Origin of the sequence: Lysinibacillus sp. FSL K6-0057 (assembly GCF_038630885.1) — a bacterium.
Classification (GTDB): Bacteria; Bacillota; Bacilli; order Bacillales_A; family Planococcaceae; genus Lysinibacillus; species Lysinibacillus fusiformis_F.
Genome location: NZ_CP152047.1, coordinates 2079978 through 2099097 on the forward strand (window position 1 = coordinate 2079978; position 19120 = coordinate 2099097).

Below are 19120 nucleotides of genomic sequence, written 5' to 3' on the forward strand. Positions count from 1 at the left end.
CTCAATCATTGGGTGAGGAGAAAAATAAATCTGAAGCTGTTTAAAGTAAATGATCACAGGGTATTCAGAAAAATGTAACAGGCTTTAATTAGTGCAAGCTCGCAAAAGGTGGACACATGGCTTACGAGAGATAATGAAACGAGCCCCCTACAGTTGATATTTTAACTCTAGGGGGCATCTGCTTTTAAATCGCTTTATTGTGTGCAATATGCAAGTCGTTTTAATCTTCGTTTATAAGTATGAGCGCTTAGCTGGCCATGAACCTTGTAGTTTACGAAGTTGGACAATTTGCCCTGTATGATATGCATCGTGCAACAGGATATTTAGATATTGTTGCCAAACTGGAAGAGCAGGACTAGGTTGATCTAATGCCTCTTCTTGAAGGGATGCTAATGAAGATTGTAAGGCATCATGTACGTGAAGCGTTCGCGTCACGGTTTCTTGCCAAGCATCTTCATCATGAGCGCCACCTTGGATAAATGTTTCATCATTTTTTTGTGGAGCAACAAATGTCTCATCTTTATGTAAGCGAGAAACTAAGCGCTCTTTAAAGATTAGTAAATGGTTTACATTTTCCCAAATCGTATTCGCCGCATTTCCTTCTGGTTGCCAACATGCTTGTGCAGCAGTGAGATTCTTTAATGCTTCTGATAACGGTGGGTACCATTCCTCTTCGTAAAAAACTTGATTGACTCCATTTTGCAAAAGTTCTTTTTTACTCATTTGGATAACCTCCTTTTTTTGTAACGCACAACACATTCCTTCCTCTTAATTTATCAAATTTTCCGAAAATAGTATATAGGAGTGAAAATATACAGGGTCATGTGATTGAAAAAAATACTAAATTGGCGTTAGTAAAGAAAAGTACTTAAAATAACGGAGCACTTTAGTTTAAATTTTTGTGAATTTAGATGGATAATTTATTTAATTTTGGAACTTCTGTTCATTTCAGACGTATTAAAGTTGAGGGACTATGGCAGTTCAAAGTGATACATAATAAAAAAAAGGAGAAAATGAAATGAATATTTATATAGTACTATTACCAATGATTAGTATGTTGTTAGGTTTGTATTTAGTATGTCTGGGACTCTGGGAATTAAGAGTGGGTATAGATAGAAAAAGATTTATAACCTACTCGTTTACAGGGCTATTTTTGATCTTTATATTACCGAACATGTTTGGTTTTTTTCAATTTAATTATTAATAACTTACTTGAACTAAGCAGTTTAGTTGAAGAGCTGCAGTTGCAAGCAAACAACAAAGATCTTAGTGAGAAATTAATGGATGATTATTTATAACAAGTATGTTTAAGAAACCTCTTCTTGGATGCTCATAAACTAAATATTGTTTTATATGTTATAATTGACCAAATGATTAAAACAAAAGTGACGTAATGTACTATAAAAAGCCACTTTCATAAACGGGTCATTTGGTTGAATACATAGGTTAAATTTGTAAAAATAACTGCTCATAAAAAGGGAGGACAAAAGTAATGGGAATTGGCCTAGTTTTCGGTGTATTTGTAATTTGGGCCGGCAATATTGTTCGGACAAAACAGGCATTTGCATTTCTTGCAGGTTTTAGGGAAACGTGGCAACCGGTTAATAAAGAAAGACTAGGTAGTAGAGTTGGGATTCTCTTAATGATGATAGGTGTTATAGCCATTTTTGCGTCTATTTTTACTATATGGTTTGGGGATACAGTCGGAAAAATCTCTGGGGTCTTGGCTATGATTGATGTGATTTTGATTATTATAGTCATCGGATTAGATCAAATAGGCTATTGAAAGGAGTGTATACGTGGGAAACTGGAGAATAAAACTGGTCCTGTTATTTACAATATTAAATATAATAGGAATATTCGCTATCATTCCATATTCGATAACTTTAATGGGCAATCAATCTGTACCGGGAGATAGTCCAATTTCATTAATCATTATTATCAATTCAACTATTCAAGTTTTTTATATGTTTGTATTGATATTGGTTGGTTTAAGACTTCAAAATCGTACAGGGTTAAACGCTCCACTATTAAATGGAATTGTTTATCCTAAGACACGAGTACATATTTCAAAAAAGTGGTTAATCAATAGTATTGTTGGGGCATTCATTGGAAGTCTTATGATCATTCTTCTTGATTTATTCGTATTTAGCCCTCTGATAGGAGCTCCAATGGATCAACTTCCCTCACCAAATTGGTGGCAAGGTTTACTTGCTTCACTATACGGAGGAATGACAGAAGAACTAATGCTGCGATTGTTTGGCATGACGTTCATTGTATGGTTATTGGCCAGGATAACAAAAAAAGAAAAGGATAACATTCCTAATAGTTTTTACTATGTTGCAATTTTTCTTGTAGCAATACTATTTGGATTAGGGCATTTGCCAGCGACAATACAAGTATTCGGCGATCTATCTACCATTATTGTCATACGGGCATTGGTGTTAAATGGGCTCTTAGGCTTGTGGTTTGGTTACTTATACTGGAGAAAGGGCTTAGAATATGCAATGATTGCCCATATGTCAGCAGATATCTTTCTTCACGTTCTATTTGCGTCAATACTCTATTAAACAATCGGGCGCTTTCCTTGAATAGGAGAGTGTCCTTTTTCATGAAAAGGGCCATTTATTGGAGTAATGCGTATTGCAAAAAAATGGATAAGATTTGAAATAATTTAATGAAACATTCATCAATTGGGGGAGCGAATATGCGTTATTTAAAAAACTATTGCTTGTTTATAGTTATCACATTGTTGTTAACAGGGTGTGCAGGAGTAGAAACAAAAAAATCTCCATCAAATTCGAAATTAACCATTGAGTCTTACAACATGAGTGAAAAAGAAACCTTATTAATTAGTAAAACAGGTGTAGAGCAAATTGAATTTTTTAAGTTGAATGGCACTTTGAAAGAAGATGATGATTTGCAATTTTCAGTGGAAGTGTTTGAAAACGGTAAGTTTAAAGAGGAGTTACTAAAGACTTGGGATGAACTCGAAACAAAATATAATGACAGCCTTATTTCTTTTGGAATAATTGACAATAGAGACGAAGATCATTCTTTAAAACTTTTAAATGGTATACCTTCTGGGCTTGCTACAACGTTTTATTCAAATAACATGACAACATCTTCTTTCGGTTTGCTAATCGACGAAAAAATGACTTTAGAAAAAAATAAACCTATTTATTTAACAGCATGGCTAGGCACTACTAAAAACGAACTGCGTTCTGGAGGTGGCACAACTGGGGAACTGCCCTTAGGTATTGAAGAAGCTGAACTAGCATTTATATACAAAGTTTTATGGACCGACAAAGAAAAGAAATAATTTTTACCTAAGTTATTCAACAATCAGGCGCTACTCTTGAATAACATAGTGGAAAATAATCAAACTTATTTTAAAAACCTCATATTTATTTAAAAGGGCAACTCCATTTGCAGCGCTTTTCTTAAATGTGAGAAGTGTCTTTCTTCATAAATAGGGCCATATAAAATCAGTTTAATAGAAGAACGCTATTTGACTAACACTGTTAAAATAAGATTTATTACAAAATTGGAGGTGTTTACTTGCATACAAATTACGTTCTATATAATATTGTTCCTTTAGGATTTTTAGTTTTGTTGTTATATATTTTTATCGATGTATTGCTTGATTACTTTAGAAAAGAAAGCAAGCGTAATCAAAGACGAGTTATCCTATACAGCTTTATCTTTTATTTAATATGCTTAATTCAAATTAAAGTGGGGGGATTAACACTTATACCTCAAAATCCAGCAGACAATAGTAGACGTTTTATTACAGCTAATGACTGGTTTGGAATTTTTGATGCGATCCACTTCAATATTTCTTTATGGAGCTATTCAGCTATAATTTATCATTTTTTATTATTACTCCCTTTAGGTATATTTTTATTCGTTCTTTTCAATTTAAAAAATGTAAAGAAAGCCGTTTTTATAGTGATATTGTGTTGTTTAAGTATTGAATTTTTACGTCTCCTATTGGGGTCGTTTAGTCTAACTACAAAAAACCTTGGTCCTGTAGATGCTATCTACTTGTTATTTAATATGCTAGGTGGAGTATTTGGATTATTAATAGTGAAATTTTCTCTAAAAAATATCTCCATCTATAAATATACACGTGAAGCTAAAATATAAAATTTATAATGGCAGTTTTAATAGAATCATAATCTTCTTCAATCGGGCGCGTTTATTTTCGAACGCGTCTTTTTCTTTTAAAGGGCCATATTGTATACAGGCTAAATACAGTTAGTGTTTATAATTGAAACCTTTCCCACAATTTACCGTTAAGTATTGTTAAGCAACAATAAAAAAATAGAAAGAGGGATTCGATATGATTGGCTGGCTTAATATTGGCAGTCTCTTACTTGGACTAATCGCTTGGATACTGCCAATTATTTATCTCATGGGAAATAAAAAACATGAACATAATAATTGGGGCATCCTTTCCGTTAGCAGCATCAGTGCCTGTGCTATTTCAATTAGTTTTCAGATTTTCTATAATTATCATTTAGTAAAAATTGAGGATTGGACGGCACTAATGGACACCACACGTGCAGTAGTGATCGCCACAGCCGTCCTTCTCATCTTTACATTGCTATTAAATGGACTTACTTTTATTGTATCTCGACAGAGCAAAAAGTAGGATAGTAGTTTCCTGTTCCTGATTGAAATATATTTTAGGTTTTAAGAGGGTGTAAGAAGCGAACGGCGACTTTCGGGTCTTTTAATATTTAACAATCGGGCGCTTTATTTAGCGAAAATCTACTCTTTATCGTGAGATTGCTAAAAGAACCAACCACGCTATAGTAAAATATCAAAGGAAATGTAAGCGGGTAAGGAAGAAATTTTGGGAATTATATTGACAAAATAATTTTTTTCTGTAAAATGAGAAACAATTCAAAAATATTTGTATAGAACAAAGGCTATGAAAAGAAATAGTATCGATTATTTTTACGAACAGAAAGTTACCGGTTGATGAGAGGTGCATGTAAAACGATTGAGAATTCATCTTGGAGCTGTGTACCGAAAAGATCATGCTAAGTAGGCTACAACGGTAAGCATCCGTAATCATGTGCGAGAGTATCGTCAAATGACCGTACTTCTTAAGGTAAGTAATGTGAATTGCTTATAAATTAAAGGTGGTAACACGAGTTGAATCGTCCTTTTGGTTAATCCAAAAGGGCGTTTTTTTTATTCCTTTTTTGAGCAAATTATTTGAAAATCTAAACGTAGTAGGAGTTAGACATTATGAAAGACAATCATCAAGATTCACAGCTAAAGCGCGGATTAAGTACGCGTCACATGCAATTAATTGCACTTGGCGGATCCATTGGGGTCGGTTTATTTTATGGCTCTAGTTCAACCATTCAAATGGCTGGGCCATCTATTTTACTAGGTTATTTAATTGGCGGATTAGTTATTTTCACCATTATGCGTGCATTAGGTGAAATGGCAGTAGAGGAACCTGTGTCAGGCTCGTTCAGTACGTACGCGAATAAATATTTAGGACGTTTTGCTGGGTTCTTATCTGGTTGGACGTATTGGTTCATGTGGATTGTCGTGGGCATGGCAGAATTAACAGTTGTCGGTGTATACATTAACTACTGGTTCCCCGATATTCCACAATGGGTAACTGCCCTTGTCGTACTTATCATGATGATGCTTGTAAACTTAGCAAATGTAAAAGCTTACGGGGAATTCGAATTCTGGTTTGCGATGATTAAAGTGGTTGCGATTATCGGTATGATCGTTCTCGGATTAGGCATTATTTTCTTCGGTATTGGCAACCACGGTGAAGCAATGGGCTTCGATAATTTATGGGCACACGGTGGCTTCATGCCAAATGGTTTCCATGGTATTTTAATGTCACTAGTATTAGTTATGTTCTCATTCGGTGGGGTTGAATTAGTTGGTATTTCTGCAGGGGAAGCAAAAAATCCTAGCAAGTCCATTCCTTCAGCTATTAACAACATCGTTTGGCGTATTTTAATCTTCTACATTGGTGCATTAGGCGTTATGATGGTGATTTATCCTTGGAACGAAGTTGGTTCAGAAGGTAGCCCGTTCGTTCAAATTTTCGATTACGTCGGCATCCCTGCTGCGGCTCACATTATTAACTTTGTTGTCATTACAGCAGCAATGTCTGCATTTAATAGTGGTTTATACGGTTCAGGACGTATGCTACACAACTTATCGGTTCAAAAAGATGGTCCAAAATATTTTAAAACAGTAAGCAAAAACGGTAGTCCGCGTAGAGGGATTTTATTTTCTTCAGCGGTGTTATTAATGGCAGTTGTCTTAAACTATATAGTACCTGAAAAAGTGTTCATCTATATTTCTGCTGTTGCGACGGTTGCAGTCATTACAAGCTGGATGATTATTTTATTAGCCCAATTGAAATTTAGAAAGGCAAAAACGAAAGAGGAAGTAGCCCAACTGAAATTCAAAATTCCGCTTTATCCACTTTCTACGTATATGGCCATTGCATTCTTATTAATGGTGATTGTGTTAATGGCGTTTATTCCAGATATGCGTGTTGCCCTATATGTCGCACCCGTTTGGTTTTTCATCTTATTTATTGGATACAAAGTAATAAAAGTTAAAAAGTAGTCATTTAACCGATACTTCTTCAGCTATCTGTTAAAAAATCCTTTTGGTTAATTCGATTGGTTACACCTATCTCAAGATTAATAATTTTTCTACATTAGCAAATGGTAATACTGTTCCCAAATGAAGTTTAGTTATGTCATTAAAGGATTCTATTTCCATTCAATTTGCGGCACAAGGATTAGAACTCAGTTTACATTGATGAAAATTTTCTGTATAATTTTTGTAAATTATGGGAATTTCATTTGGGGTATTTTTGGACATATGTGGAAGTGGTTGTCTTAGGAGAGGGGATAAAAAATGATTGAATTACGAAAAATAACTGGAGATAATATAGAGGAAGTAATAGCACTTGAAGTTGGAGAAAACCAGAAAGACTTTATCGAAACGACGAACCTTAGAAGCTTTGCAGACGCTCATGCGTTGAACGCTGATGGTATACCAGCGACTCCCTTGGCCATTTATGTCGATGAAGTTGCAGTGGGATTTTTGATGTATATTTATGATACGTTGGATCATGAATCATTTGAAAATGAAGTCTTTTACGGGAAAAAGAGCTATTTTATTTGGCATATTATGATCGATAAGCGTTACCAAGGGAAAGGATACGGCAAACTTTCTTTTGAAAAAATGTTGATGGATATTGAAACGATGCCAAATGGAGAAGCAGAATATATAACCCTCTTTTATCGAACAAGTAATGTCATAGCAAAAACATTATACGCTTCATTTGGTTTCGTAGATACAGGAATCATTCAGGACAATTCGATGTTGGCAATTAAAAAGATAGGCAAATAACAGAATCCTTAGTAGAATAGGATTTCTCTGAAAGAAATGTAAGCTATCAACGTCTCAGCCTACAAATATCCACAAGTAAAAACCGATTTTGTTAACGCTGTCTTAGTAAAAATATAATATTTATACCGCATTCAGGCACTTTCTGTAAAAAGGAAAGTGTCTTTTTTCTTGAAGTTGAAGGTCTCTAATAGTGAGCATACGTCTAACAAGATGTATCCTTAATTGTTTGGCTATAAAAACGTAAAAATTGGATAATTTATGATATAGTTTACATATCATCTGTAACTCGTTAATTAACTTATTGAGACGGGAGATCGCTGTTATGGAACAAAAAATACTAGAATTGCTCAATAACATATATCCAGTGGATTTTATTAAGGTGGAAGCAGTAACAAATGAAATGTTTCGGTGTTCCGCAAAACAAGGTGAATACTTTGCAAGAATGACAAACTACAAAGGTTATGATGAGCAATTAGAAGAGGTTACCTATACAAACTACCTACATAAAGAAGGGCTAGGTGTATCACCTGCAATCGTTTCAATCAATGGTAAAGAGGTAGAAAAGATAGCCTTGAATCACAAGGAAGTATTAACGGTTCTTTATGAATCTGCTGCAGGTAAACACTTACCAAGAAACCAATGGCAGGCAAATGTTTTAAAAGAGTTAGGCAGGCAAATTGGTAAATTACATCGCCTCTCTAGAAAATTTGAAGAAATACATCCGACTAGATATATCAAGGATTGGTATCAAAATGAGGAATATGCTTTCTTGAAATATATTCCTGAGGAAGAGACTACGATTAGAGCTGTTGCACAAGAAATTTTAACAAAGATTAAAAGCATGCCAAAAAACAAGTCCAATTATGGATTGTTACACGGTGACTTGTGGTTAGAGAATATATTGGTAGATCGTGATGTAAAACTGTCAATGGTTGATTTTCAAGATTGTGAGAAGAATTTTTATATATTTGATCTAGCTGTTCCCATATATAGTGCGATGGAGTATTCATTTGTCGGTAGTGGGAACATCATTGAATATGGCAGAGGTATTACAAAAGCAATCATCGAGGGATACCAAGAGGAAAACGATCTCCCGAAGGAAATGTTAGAAAAGCTGCCCTTATTTATAAAACTAAAAGAAGTTTTTGAGTACAGCTTAATGCATATGTACTGGAATAAAGAAAGGTTAACGGAAGAACAGATAAGGATAATGAACCATTTTAGAATGAGAATCGAAAAAGATCATTCTTTCCTAGACACAAACGGTTTGTTTTTTGACTAACCTTATATTACGATCGGGCGCAATTCTTAAAAAGATACGTGCTCCTTTTCATTTAAGGGTCAGATTGTTGAGTAAAGCAATACATATTACATTTGCGTTTTTATCTTAACATGAGTTTTCTTTATTGAGGAATCGCTTTATTAGAGTAGCGCAGTTTAGTTCATGATTTACGTTACATTATAGAAAAGTCAAACAAATCGAGGAGACAATAATGGATGAGATTTTATTAAGAAGAATGTCTAAAGATGAATTTGAGAGTTACTTCCAAAATAAGATTGAAAGATATTCGGATGTATTATCTGAAAATATACATGAACAGGGAGATGACCCTTCTACCAAAGCACTTAAACAATTAAAAGGTTTACTCCCTAATGGAATTAAAACGCCTAATCATCACCTTTTTAATATCCAAAGAGGAGATAAGGTAATAGGCTTTGTTTGGTTGAAAATGGAGGAAGAGAAAAAAAGTGCTTTTCTCTATGAAATCTATATTTTTGAAAATTTCAGAGGTAAAGGCTTTGGAACAGAAACTATGAATTGTATAGAGAATTTCTTAATCCAAAAAGAAATCTATTATTTTAAACTTCATGTTTTCGGTAGTAATACAGGAGCACGTAAACTGTATGAAGAGCTTGGATTTGAAATTGCTGGAATTAATATGCTGAAGCCATTATCTAAAAAGTAATGATAGCATGTTCAACTAACAGGGAGCTTTAGTGAAAGAAAAAGTAGACTTCAATTGAGAATCGGCTTTTTTATATTAGGAAATTATAACAATTCTATTAACTTAAGTAACAGTCCTTATTCAGCAATCGGGTCCTATTGTTGAATAAGGTTCTTTTGGAAAAGCTTTTCAAATAAAGCTTTTGGCACTTTAAGTTTCAGTATTTTAATACGTGATTATGTATTATTTTCATAGGGTATTTTATATACTAAAACGCACTTGAATTAACACAAGGGTTATTGTTATCTTTGTAGCATCTAATTACTATAATAAATTGCGGTGAAATTCAATGTTATAAAGGGAGTGTAAAGATGGACCTATTAATTTGGCTAACTATTGGTTTCATAATAATTGGATTTGTTGTGCTCACTTCTATGAAAAAAGGTATGGAAAGTAAGGTCGCTTTTATAAAAGCAAATATGGAAGAAGAGGAAAATTCATCAAAAGCTAAATCTGTAGTTTTATGGATATGGAGTACCACTGCTTGGGGGATAGCGAGTATGTTTCTTGTTGTTTGGTGTTTTCATCATTACTTGGGATAACTGTTGGCTTCAACTGTGCTTAAAAAAACAGGTACTTTTATATGAATAGTCTGAAGTATTACTATACTGTCTATTCTTGAATAATAAATACTATATACATTATAAATTCAATTAACGTTTCCAAATGAAAGTTTGGAAACACACTTAAGGACGCATTTCCCTAATAAGGAATGCGTCTATTTGCATTCAAGGGCCATTTAATTAAATGAGTAAATTGTTGGAATTTGGAACTTTTACCATTCTATATTTAATGTCTATAAATAGACTTTGGAGTGGGGCATCTTTTATAGATTAATAATATGTAAAGTGGATGAGAGAACATATACTACCGTATTTTTTTAATCACCATGTGATTACTATAAGGTGTTCGCATCCGTTTTTTAGGGTCAAACTACCGCAAAAAGTCATGACGTCCGTTTGGTTCATGCGTGTTTTTATTGTTTTTCCTTTATACGGAAGTGACGAGTTTGTATAAAGCCAGTCGTAGAGAATGTGTATTGATTATGTAAACCAATTTGGGGTACTATCTACTCAGGCTAAACGATAATGATTATCATTATAAATAATCGAATTGTTTTGCTACTATACATAAATTATGGGAGTGAATTTAATCATGGCAAGATTGATGCTTATGAAAACAGGATGGATATCGCTTATAACTGCAGGAATGATTACGATGTCAGGTTGCGCCTCGACAGGCAATCAAGCTGTGGGGACGACCGATCAGCCTGCAAACGCAACGGCAGTTTCAAGCGAAGGCACGCCTCAAACCGAAACACGTGTCGTAACAGATGGCTTCGGAGAGGTAGAGATTCCGAAAAATCCGAAGCGAGTCTCAGCTCTTTATCGGGAGGATTATTTGGTTGCACTTGGGGTAACGCCCATTGTGCAATACTATAACCCGATGTGGGGCAAACAGGATTATTTGAAACTGGATGTGCCATTGTTTGACGTGACTGGGAACATCGAAGCTTTGCTTGTATCCGAGCCAGACTTGATTATCGGCGCTGGAGAGGTAGATGCTGAACAATACGAGCTCTATTCTAAGGTTGCACCGACGTTCCGATTGCCGGATGATGTACTTGTGGATACGCGCAAAACTTTGACCTTAATCGCCGATTTGCTTGGACTAAGCGATAAGGCGAAGCAGGTTCTTGCTGATTACGATGCACGTATTGCGGATGTGAAAACGAAGCTGAACGCGGCGATTGGCGATGAGAAGATTGTTGTTCTGCGAATGAACGTCGTAGACAAATCGATTAATATTTTCGGCATTCATAACACGTTTGTTGGACAAATTTTGTATGAGGATCTTGGACTGAAGGCTCCGGGGTTCGCCGAGGCAATGACGGAGGGCAATATCGTCTTGTCGAAGGAGGTCATTCCTGAACTTGACGCGGACCATATAATTTTACTTCCATCCAATGGGACGTGGGAGGAAGAGAGCAACGCGAAAGCTCTAGAGGAGATGAAGGCAGATCGGTTATGGCAGACCGTTCCTGCATTTAAGAACGGCCATGTATATCCAGTTGAGAGATCCTATTGGCAGACGGGAGCCATTACGGCTAACGAGTTGAAGCTGGACGATTTACTTCGATTACTGGCTCCTTAATACGAAATAGGGTGATTACGTTCCTTTGCATGACTTATCGCCATAGTTGGAAATTTAACTGACCCCTTTATAAAGGATAATCTTAATAAAGGCTAGACACTTTTTTGAAGCTGCCGTCTGTATTTTGCGGCAGCTTTTTCAACTTCCATTGACAATTTTTCCCGCTAAGCTTAATTCACCTTCTGACGAACGTCTTGCATTTGTTTTCGCATAGCTTGTAAACTTTCAACTCCAGTTATACGAAAAGCGGTACGCCAACGTTTCCTCTGTCTACGCTTTAAACCAATTAATTCAACATCTAAACCTGCTGCTTTAAAAATTTCTCTAGGTAATTTACCATTTTCAGTTTTCGCAATAAAATGACGGTTACATTCTTATATATGTAATCACTAGCCTGTAGATTTGAATTGTATTATTCCTGTACTTTTTTAGTAAAGTATTTATTGGACATTTCTACATTAACTTCTTTTTTCTGAATTTAAAAAAGTACAGTTTAAGGTTGATGGGCGGCTCTTTTTGATTTACACTATATTCATTGAGAATGAATATCAATTAAAGGGCGGTTGTTAGTAACAATGGATATTGAACAGTGCAAACAAGCCGAGATAGCCCCATTAGTCCAATATGTTTTGCGATCCATCCGCTTCATCGTTGTGGGCGATCAAGCTGAAATGAATGATTCGGAGGGCAGCAATAGTAACGATAAGGAAAGTTATGAACTCCTCTTTATTATGAGTGGCACGGGACAAGGAAAATGTTATTTACAGGGGCCTGGCAGATATTTCACTATTGATCAAAAGATTTCGAACTGCAGTTACTACCAGGTGCGCTTCGAAACGAGAGGCTATGATGCAGCTTCGGGTTTACTGCCTGATAAGCAAGAGCTTGCCTGCTCACCCTTCGCAAAGACAATGGAACTCCTTAATGAGTTATATGAACTCCGCAGAGCGAGCGACGAGCTCGAGCTGTTCCAACGATTTGTAAAATTCCAAGAGTTGCTGCTCTTTCTATTCCAACAAAATGCACCAGCAATTGAAGAGAAGGGAACGGATACCGAGTATCATGGGATAGAGCTCAGTATACGGCACATTCATCAATATTACCGTGAGCTTCTGACCGTGGAAGAGTTGGCCTCCCTCGCAGGTATTGATCGTTGGAAGTATACCCGTTTGTTCAAAAAAGCTACTGGTCAAGTACCGCTCCAGTACTTGAATGAAGTACGGATTAATCAAGCCAAGAAGTGGCTGGCCAGTGCTGATGACAAGTTGCTCGATATTGCGCTAAATGCAGGTTTCAACAATGAATATTATTTCAGCCGCCGTTTCAAGCAGACGGTAGGCATATCGCCTGGACAATACCGTCTCAGTCGTAAGGGAAAGCTTAGAGTAGTAGCGCCATATTTGGAGGATTTCATTGTCGCGCTGGAAATGGAGCCTATCGCCCAATATCGGCATGAGAAATGGGGAAAACAAGATTATCTAGGCTTAAACGATATTCCGACATTTGAGGAGAACAGCGACAATCTTGAAGAGCTTTCCTATTATAAACCTGATTTGATATTGCTTGTGGATCGTTACGAACAACAGCAATATGCTCAGTGCCGACGCATATCCAACACGTGCATCCTGCGTGAGCAGACCAATAATTGGCGTACACTGCTACGTACCGTCGCTGATTATTTCGGACGGGCGGAGTTGGCCGATGAAGCTATCGCAAATTATGATTTCAAAGCAAGGAGTGCGAGTCAAACGCTGAGTCATCTTATGAAAGGGCAGAGTGTTGCTTTTTTGCGTATTTCGGCGGACCAAATCATCCAATATACGGAAGGAGGGCAAGCCTTTGTTTCAACAGTTCTTTATGGCGATGTTGGTTTGCGCTCCCACTCCGCAGTAGGTGTAGCTTCAAAAGCGAACAGGCCGGGTATGTTCACTCTCACTGTAGAAGACCTGCGTATGCTAACCGCAGATCACCTGTTCATTACTTTCGATAAATGGCATAGCCAGGAAGAAGGGAAGGAGAGGGAACTGCTCCAGAAGCCAGAGTGGCGCGATCTGCCCGCTGTTAGAAACAACCGTGTTTACGAGGTTGATTTTCTAACATGGATGAATAATGGAATTATTTCCAACAGCAAAAAAATCGATGATATACTGCGATCGTTAGCTTGATTTAATTTTGCTTGCGGGTCTCAACTATTACTGTTAAGGGTTTGAGGATACTAAGGTGGAGATGAGGATAAACTTATTTAACAATGCCGAGCTTTTGATTAAATATTATGATTACAAAAGGAGTGTTTCTTTCAGAGGAAGGAATGCTTCTTTTTATTTAAAACCTCTGCTTTAGTTTTAGGAACGAAAATTAATTTCTTCTTTATAACACTATTGATCAATAAAAAGTACTCTATTTGCATGCTATAAAACAACACAAAAGGATCGCGAATAAACCAATAGCACCAAAGAAGACTGCTAGTAGTAATAGTATGAACGCAGAAAAATAAAGATTATTCTTTTTTTGTACGCTATAAACGCAATCAGATTCGCAATAATGATAAACAAGACCATAAGTATTATGAAATAACTACCCATTTTTACGCCCTCTTTTAACTTGGACAGCTAGATTTTTTTAATTTACATCTATTTACTTTTTCTCTCTGTACTTTAAAAGGAGTAAAAGTTCCATTATAAAACAATTCGCCTATCTAAATAGGATGGACATGGCAAAAGACGACGCAGTGTTACAAAGGCGTATCAAGATTTTTAACTACAGCAGGAAATGACGTTGTACTACGCTATGTTAATATTGCTCTTCAAGCACAAGTAGAAAATTATTAAAGCCTAGGCACTCCATTAATGTTGAGCCCAGGCTATTTGTGTATTTTCTTAAATAGTTGACCATTCTATTATGGATAGGAGTGAAACAATGAACGATATCAGCTACTTACAAATAGCTAGTGAAACAATTATAACTTTTTTTGTCCTTCTAGCTCTTACACGTCTTTTAGGAAAAAAACAATTAAGTCATTTAACTTTTTTTAACTATGTAACAGGAATAACAATAGGGTCCATGGCTGCAAATATGGTTGTTCTTAGTACAAAAGATTACACAAAGGATCTACTTAGCCTAGTAATTTGGTGTTTACTTACTATAATAATCAGTTATATAAGTCTTAAGTCAGGGAAAATTAGAGTATTCCTTGATGGTCAACCTACAATTATTATAAAACATGGCGAGATAGACAGAAAAGCATTAAAAAGAACAGGTGTGAATATCGATGACCTAACGATGTTGATCAGGCAAAATCAAATCTTTTCAATAACAGAAATTGATTTCGCCATTCTAGAACCGGATGGTAGACTTAGTATTCTCAAAAAGCCAGAATATCAAGGGACACAAAAAAGTGACTTAAACATATATCCTTCGCCACCGACTTATTTACCGATTGAAATAATTACGGATGGAAAATTATTACCTAAAAATTTGTTGGAAGTTGGTAAAAGTAGAGATTGGTTAAAAAATGAATTAAGCAGGGCCAATATAAAAGAGATAGAAGAAGTGTTTTATGCTGAGATTCAATCTGATGGAAGCTTATTTATACAAAAATTCTAAACAAAAGTAACCAGGCACTCAATGGAGTACCTGGTCATTTTTTTTGAAGCTCAGGCAGCAGCCAGTAAAAAATTAATCGAAGACTAGCTATATTTATTGACCTTCCCCTTACAGGAAACATTATATTTAAAGTAAATTATGAAAGGAGGTGATGATTATGCTTTCAATTGGTGAATTCTCGAAAATATCACATCTTACGTTGAAGACACTTCGATACTATGATGAAATTGAGCTTTTAAAGCCAGCTTCCATAGACAGTCAAAATAACTATCGCTACTATCATCTTTCCCAATTAAAAACGGCTTTATTGATTACGCGATTAAAAAACTATTTATTTTCGCTTGAAGAAATAAAAGTTATTTTAGCAAATTTGGAAGATACGGACTTTTTAAACGCTAAAATGCAAACCAAGCAAGAAAAATTAACAAAACATATAACTGATTATTGTTCGCTATTAAAAAAATTAGAGCTTGATATTCAATGCTTAAATAAAGCGGAACATATCATGGGGTACTTAGATAAAATAGAGATTAAACTTATGAATCACTTGACCTTTCATCTATTATCTCAACGAAAACAAATGAATACCGCTGATTTTCTATTACACTTTAATGAATTATTGAGTAGAGCTTTGTTTGCAAATTTAGCACCTATTGCGAAACCACTTGCCATTTTTCATAGCGCAGAATATGTACCAGAAAAATATGATGTAGAAATAGCAATTCCTTTGGCAGAGGCCACAAATGAAACAAAAGTGTTTAACCCTGGTCTTTGCGCAATGGCGACGCTTACTGGTTCTTATGATGAATTACCGTCTATTCATACAAAGCTACATATGTGGATTAAAGAGAATCACTATAATCTGAATGGGGCGCCGTTTGAAGTTTATCAAACGAATCCATATCGTACATCGGAGGAAAATAATATTGTAGAAGTATATTTTCCTATCCAATAAATAGTTGAAGGAGTGTACTACAATGTATGGCATTAACCGGCCAACGATAAAAGAAAAAATCTTGATTGTAGTTGCTGAAATGATCTATCTAGTCATTGCATATTATTTACTTTTCATTACTTATGACAATTCAGTCATTGCACTAGGGCTTTTTATTGCTTTGATTATTACAGCTTTACGATTAACGGCTATGATGTTTATATGGTTGACTAGAGGAATAGCATGGCAAGAAGCTATCATGAACAGTATTGCTTTTGGGATCTATTATTTAGGCTTCCCAATCTTAATGATTACTAGTAATCAAGATCCAAATGGAGTAGTACTTATTTTAGGTTGGGTATTATTTGTAGGAGGAAGTATGCTAAACACCGTTTCAGAGTTGTTAAGAAAGCCTTTTAAAGACAATCCTGCTAATCAAGGAAAGCTATATACAGGAGGATTATTTAAATATGCGATTCATATTAATTATCTTGGGGATTGCCTCTGGGTATTAGGTTTAGCGCTCATCTCTAACAATATTTATAGTTTACTTATACCACTTGGTCTCATTTTAGTATTTATATTTGGATATATTCCTAAATCCGACGATTATCTACAGAGCAAGTATGGAGAACAATTTACAGTATATAAACTGAAAACAAAAAAGTTAATTCCGTTTATCTGGTAAATCCGAAGCATGCGTTTCAAACAGAGCAAAATCACCCTTTAGCATGGGACAATTGCCTATTTTTATTCTATAAAAAATAATTATTAAAATGTACCATTAACGGGTTTTGCTTGTTGCATCTCAAGTTTGGATTTGCTAGTTCTGTCTTACAAAAATAAAAAAGCTGCGGCTTTCAATAAACGCCACAGCCTATAAAAAGTGCGTACGAGGCACCAATATTAATGTATGTAATGTAATGTTACTTATTACTTTTTAATCATTTCAACTAGGACGTGATGTTCAAAAATGGCCATCCATTGTAAATTAACAGGACCACCTTCTAATTTAGAAAGTGATCAAGATGAAAGAAAAGATTAGGAGAGCCTAGTATCTGGGAATAGGATGTTCAAAGTGTTATTTTATGTATCAAAAGTTTTGTGATAGAAGCGTTCAACTCACATAGATGTTCTAGAAATAAGAGCTGCAGCGGTACACACGCTACAGCTCGTTGGCTTTATTAACAGTCTTCTTCTCTTTTTAAGAAAGTTGCGCCGACAATAATCAAAAGAATAAATAGAACAACAATTAGGGCAAATGTTGAGCCATTATTAGATCCGCCGCCATAATACCCACCATTTTCTATGCCACCTACATTTCCACAGTATCCCATAATATATCCCTCCTTTCTACAATACATAGTATGTTAGCTGTAGACAAGGATTGGGGTGTTAACCTATCAATTATAGGGCTAAATAAAGTATATTTTTGTTAGACGAGACAATAAAAAAAGCCATTTGGGATAGGAGCGATCATTAGATATATAATGAGGGTATGTGTGATCAGGTTAGCTTTACCTTACTATTAATAAATGTGATAACTAATCATGAAAATAGGTAAAGCATTTCAGAAACTGCCGGAGCAAATTTGAAGAAGATATATACTGAAAAAAGTCCCTTCAGATAGTTTGAAGGGACTTTCCTATGTAACTGTATAAATCTAAATCCAGAATGATTATTTGTATTTTTTGGCTAGAGATTCGCTGCCAATTGCTCCAATGATCGTCATAAAAAACGGGCCAATCTGAAATAACAGAGAATCCTGTAAGAACACAATGTTTAAATCAAATAACTTATTACCTATTACAATGAATATCTTAGCTAGTATGATTAAGAATCCAATGATTAGAAGAATATCAAAAAACAATTTCCAGCGTGGATAGACTAATTTTTGGCTATCTTTGATGAGTTTCTCTTTCAAAGAATGATCCTCCTTTACTAATGCATCAAGCGTAATATCAAATAGGTCACTTAACTTAATTAACATGTCAAGACTAGGGTAACTTTCTCCACGTTCCCATTTTGAAATAGCTTGTCTACTAATAGTAAGTTTTTCTCCAAGCTGTTGTTGTGACATATTATGCTTTTGACGTTCTTCTTTTATTTTTGAAGAAAAATACATATGATCAACTCCTATCCACAGTATATTTAATTGCACTAAAAAACGAAAGAACCACATCGTTGCAAGGGTGTAAACTATTAGTTTCCCCTTGGAAATAGCCTTTATTATTGTTTATAATCCTCCATTTACCTGTTAATTATAAAAAATAGGAATTTAAGGGCTTTCGGTCAGTGTCTTTTATGGGGGTTTATTAAATAATAATAATTCTTTTGTTATATTGCTATAAGCAGGATTCCTGTAATAATTGAAAGGAAATCTAGCGTTAGCCGAATAACAATCTTCCACAATTGGGCGTAAAGGGCCATTTTGTGACAAAATAAATTAAAAGCAAAGGGTGGTTATTTTGAAGATAATCGAGACGGAACGATTATACCTTAGAGAGTTAAAAATGGAGGATCATTACGAATTATCGAAAGTGCTTTCCGACCCAGAGTCTATGCAATATTACCCGCATCCCTTTAACCAAGAAGAGGTTAAAAATTGGATCAAATGGAATGAGAAAAATTATAAGCAATATAATCAAGGACTATGGGCGGTTGTTTTAAAAGAAGGGGATACATTTATCGGTGATTGTGGCATAACAATGCAGAATATCGACGGTGTAAGGTTGCCTGAAATCGGGTTTCACATTATTAAAGCGTATTGGAATAAGGGGTATGCCACAGAAGCGGCATCTGCTTGTAAGGAATACTCGTTTAATATTTTGGGCTATTCTGAAATATTTTCATATACGACCTTGAAAAATATTCCATCACAAAAAGTTGCGGAAAAAATCGGGATGGAAAATTATAAGTTTTTTGAGAAGAATGGTGAACAACAAATCGTTCAAGTTGCATACAAATAGCTTATGAATATTTAGTAACTCGTTAGCTATTATTC

At 35.3% G+C, this 19120-nt stretch carries 19 protein-coding genes and 1 other annotated feature; of the genes, 16 read left to right on the forward strand and 3 right to left on the reverse strand.

Annotated elements, in window-relative coordinates; translation table 11 throughout:
• Window positions 1-231: 231 nt before the first annotated feature.
• Window positions 232-723, reverse strand: a complete 492-nt coding sequence (locus MHB40_RS09920; protein ID WP_342534452.1) for a DinB family protein — start codon at window positions 721-723, stop codon at window positions 232-234.
• A gap of 769 nt (window positions 724-1492) precedes the next feature.
• Here MHB40_RS09920 and MHB40_RS09925 point away from each other — a divergent pair.
• The 15 genes from MHB40_RS09925 (at window position 1493) to MHB40_RS09995 (ending at window position 16804) form a co-directional block, all read left to right on the forward strand.
• The gene (locus MHB40_RS09925; RefSeq protein WP_342443343.1) at window positions 1493-1786 is read left to right on the forward strand and encodes a hypothetical protein; all 294 of its coding nucleotides are present in this window, start codon (window positions 1493-1495) and stop codon (window positions 1784-1786) included.
• Window positions 1787-1889: 103 nt separating this feature from the next.
• On the forward strand, window positions 1890-2570 hold the full coding sequence (locus MHB40_RS09930; RefSeq protein ID WP_342534453.1) for a CPBP family intramembrane glutamic endopeptidase: 681 nt from the start codon (window positions 1890-1892) through the stop codon (window positions 2568-2570).
• A 137-nt stretch (window positions 2571-2707) separates the two neighbouring features.
• Window positions 2708-3322 carry a hypothetical protein gene (locus tag MHB40_RS09935; RefSeq protein WP_342443345.1) on the forward strand — a complete coding sequence of 205 codons (615 nt, stop codon included), beginning with the start codon at window positions 2708-2710 and terminating at the stop codon, window positions 3320-3322.
• A 239-nt stretch (window positions 3323-3561) separates the two neighbouring features.
• Window positions 3562-4149 carry a hypothetical protein gene (locus MHB40_RS09940; protein WP_342443346.1) on the forward strand — a complete coding sequence of 196 codons (588 nt, stop codon included), beginning with the start codon at window positions 3562-3564 and terminating at the stop codon, window positions 4147-4149.
• A gap of 196 nt (window positions 4150-4345) precedes the next feature.
• Entirely contained in the window at window positions 4346-4657 is a 312-nt protein-coding gene (locus tag MHB40_RS09945) for a hypothetical protein (RefSeq protein WP_342443347.1), read from the forward strand.
• Between the two features lie 273 nt (window positions 4658-4930).
• Window positions 4931-5182, forward strand: a binding site (T-box leader).
• 80 nt (window positions 5183-5262) lie between these two features.
• Window positions 5263-6624, forward strand: a complete 1362-nt coding sequence (locus MHB40_RS09950; protein ID WP_342443348.1) for an amino acid permease — start codon at window positions 5263-5265, stop codon at window positions 6622-6624.
• A gap of 297 nt (window positions 6625-6921) precedes the next feature.
• On the forward strand, window positions 6922-7419 hold the full coding sequence (locus MHB40_RS09955) for a GNAT family N-acetyltransferase (RefSeq protein ID WP_205442964.1): 498 nt from the start codon (window positions 6922-6924) through the stop codon (window positions 7417-7419).
• A 322-nt stretch (window positions 7420-7741) separates the two neighbouring features.
• Window positions 7742-8701: a phosphotransferase gene (locus MHB40_RS09960; RefSeq protein ID WP_342443349.1), complete on the forward strand. Its 960-nt coding sequence runs from the start codon at window positions 7742-7744 to the stop codon at window positions 8699-8701.
• A gap of 211 nt (window positions 8702-8912) precedes the next feature.
• Window positions 8913-9386 carry a GNAT family N-acetyltransferase gene (locus MHB40_RS09965; RefSeq protein ID WP_342443350.1) on the forward strand — a complete coding sequence of 158 codons (474 nt, stop codon included), beginning with the start codon at window positions 8913-8915 and terminating at the stop codon, window positions 9384-9386.
• A gap of 350 nt (window positions 9387-9736) precedes the next feature.
• Window positions 9737-9967 (forward strand): hypothetical protein, encoded by a 231-nt coding sequence (locus MHB40_RS09970; RefSeq protein ID WP_342443351.1) that lies wholly within the window; start codon window positions 9737-9739, stop codon window positions 9965-9967.
• Window positions 9968-10580: 613 nt separating this feature from the next.
• Entirely contained in the window at window positions 10581-11579 is a 999-nt protein-coding gene (locus tag MHB40_RS09975) for an ABC transporter substrate-binding protein (protein WP_342443352.1), read from the forward strand.
• Between the two features lie 575 nt (window positions 11580-12154).
• On the forward strand, window positions 12155-13744 hold the full coding sequence (locus MHB40_RS09980; RefSeq protein ID WP_342534454.1) for a helix-turn-helix domain-containing protein: 1590 nt from the start codon (window positions 12155-12157) through the stop codon (window positions 13742-13744).
• 751 nt (window positions 13745-14495) lie between these two features.
• Entirely contained in the window at window positions 14496-15182 is a 687-nt protein-coding gene (locus MHB40_RS09985; protein ID WP_342534455.1) for a DUF421 domain-containing protein, read from the forward strand.
• Window positions 15183-15339: 157 nt separating this feature from the next.
• Window positions 15340-16137 carry a MerR family transcriptional regulator gene (locus MHB40_RS09990; protein WP_205442976.1) on the forward strand — a complete coding sequence of 266 codons (798 nt, stop codon included), beginning with the start codon at window positions 15340-15342 and terminating at the stop codon, window positions 16135-16137.
• Between the two features lie 22 nt (window positions 16138-16159).
• On the forward strand, window positions 16160-16804 hold the full coding sequence (locus MHB40_RS09995; protein ID WP_342534456.1) for a DUF1295 domain-containing protein: 645 nt from the start codon (window positions 16160-16162) through the stop codon (window positions 16802-16804).
• A gap of 496 nt (window positions 16805-17300) precedes the next feature.
• Here MHB40_RS09995 and MHB40_RS10000 read toward each other — a convergent pair whose 3' ends face one another.
• Entirely contained in the window at window positions 17301-17453 is a 153-nt protein-coding gene (locus MHB40_RS10000) for a YjcZ family sporulation protein (RefSeq protein ID WP_081937001.1), read from the reverse strand.
• A gap of 341 nt (window positions 17454-17794) precedes the next feature.
• Window positions 17795-18241, reverse strand: coding sequence for a helix-turn-helix transcriptional regulator (locus MHB40_RS10005; RefSeq protein ID WP_342534457.1), 447 nt, complete (start codon window positions 18239-18241; stop codon window positions 17795-17797).
• Window positions 18242-18584: 343 nt separating this feature from the next.
• Between MHB40_RS10005 and MHB40_RS10010 the strand changes: the two genes are divergently transcribed.
• Window positions 18585-19085, forward strand: a complete 501-nt coding sequence (locus MHB40_RS10010) for a GNAT family N-acetyltransferase (protein ID WP_342534458.1) — start codon at window positions 18585-18587, stop codon at window positions 19083-19085.
• The last annotated feature ends 35 nt before the right edge of the window (window positions 19086-19120 follow it).

Coding starts and splice junctions, on each gene's coding strand:
- MHB40_RS09920 (WP_342534452.1), bottom strand. CDS start 723: ATGAGTAAAAAAGAACTTTTGCAAAATGGAGTCAATCAAGTTTTTTAC.
- MHB40_RS09960 (WP_342443349.1), top strand. CDS start 7,742: ATGGAACAAAAAATACTAGAATTGCTCAATAACATATATCCAGTGGAT.
- MHB40_RS09980 (WP_342534454.1), top strand. CDS start 12,155: ATGGATATTGAACAGTGCAAACAAGCCGAGATAGCCCCATTAGTCCAA.
- MHB40_RS09985 (WP_342534455.1), top strand. CDS start 14,496: ATGAACGATATCAGCTACTTACAAATAGCTAGTGAAACAATTATAACT.
- MHB40_RS09995 (WP_342534456.1), top strand. CDS start 16,160: ATGTATGGCATTAACCGGCCAACGATAAAAGAAAAAATCTTGATTGTA.
- MHB40_RS09925 (WP_342443343.1), top strand. CDS start 1,493: ATGGGAATTGGCCTAGTTTTCGGTGTATTTGTAATTTGGGCCGGCAAT.
- MHB40_RS09955 (WP_205442964.1), top strand. CDS start 6,922: ATGATTGAATTACGAAAAATAACTGGAGATAATATAGAGGAAGTAATA.
- MHB40_RS09970 (WP_342443351.1), top strand. CDS start 9,737: ATGGACCTATTAATTTGGCTAACTATTGGTTTCATAATAATTGGATTT.
- MHB40_RS09930 (WP_342534453.1), top strand. CDS start 1,890: ATGGGCAATCAATCTGTACCGGGAGATAGTCCAATTTCATTAATCATT.
- MHB40_RS09975 (WP_342443352.1), top strand. CDS start 10,581: ATGGCAAGATTGATGCTTATGAAAACAGGATGGATATCGCTTATAACT.
- MHB40_RS10005 (WP_342534457.1), bottom strand. CDS start 18,241: ATGTATTTTTCTTCAAAAATAAAAGAAGAACGTCAAAAGCATAATATG.
- MHB40_RS09990 (WP_205442976.1), top strand. CDS start 15,340: ATGCTTTCAATTGGTGAATTCTCGAAAATATCACATCTTACGTTGAAG.
- MHB40_RS09945 (WP_342443347.1), top strand. CDS start 4,346: ATGATTGGCTGGCTTAATATTGGCAGTCTCTTACTTGGACTAATCGCT.
- MHB40_RS10000 (WP_081937001.1), bottom strand. CDS start 17,453: ATGGGATACTGTGGAAATGTAGGTGGCATAGAAAATGGTGGGTATTAT.
- MHB40_RS09935 (WP_342443345.1), top strand. CDS start 2,708: ATGCGTTATTTAAAAAACTATTGCTTGTTTATAGTTATCACATTGTTG.
- MHB40_RS09950 (WP_342443348.1), top strand. CDS start 5,263: ATGAAAGACAATCATCAAGATTCACAGCTAAAGCGCGGATTAAGTACG.
- MHB40_RS09965 (WP_342443350.1), top strand. CDS start 8,913: ATGGATGAGATTTTATTAAGAAGAATGTCTAAAGATGAATTTGAGAGT.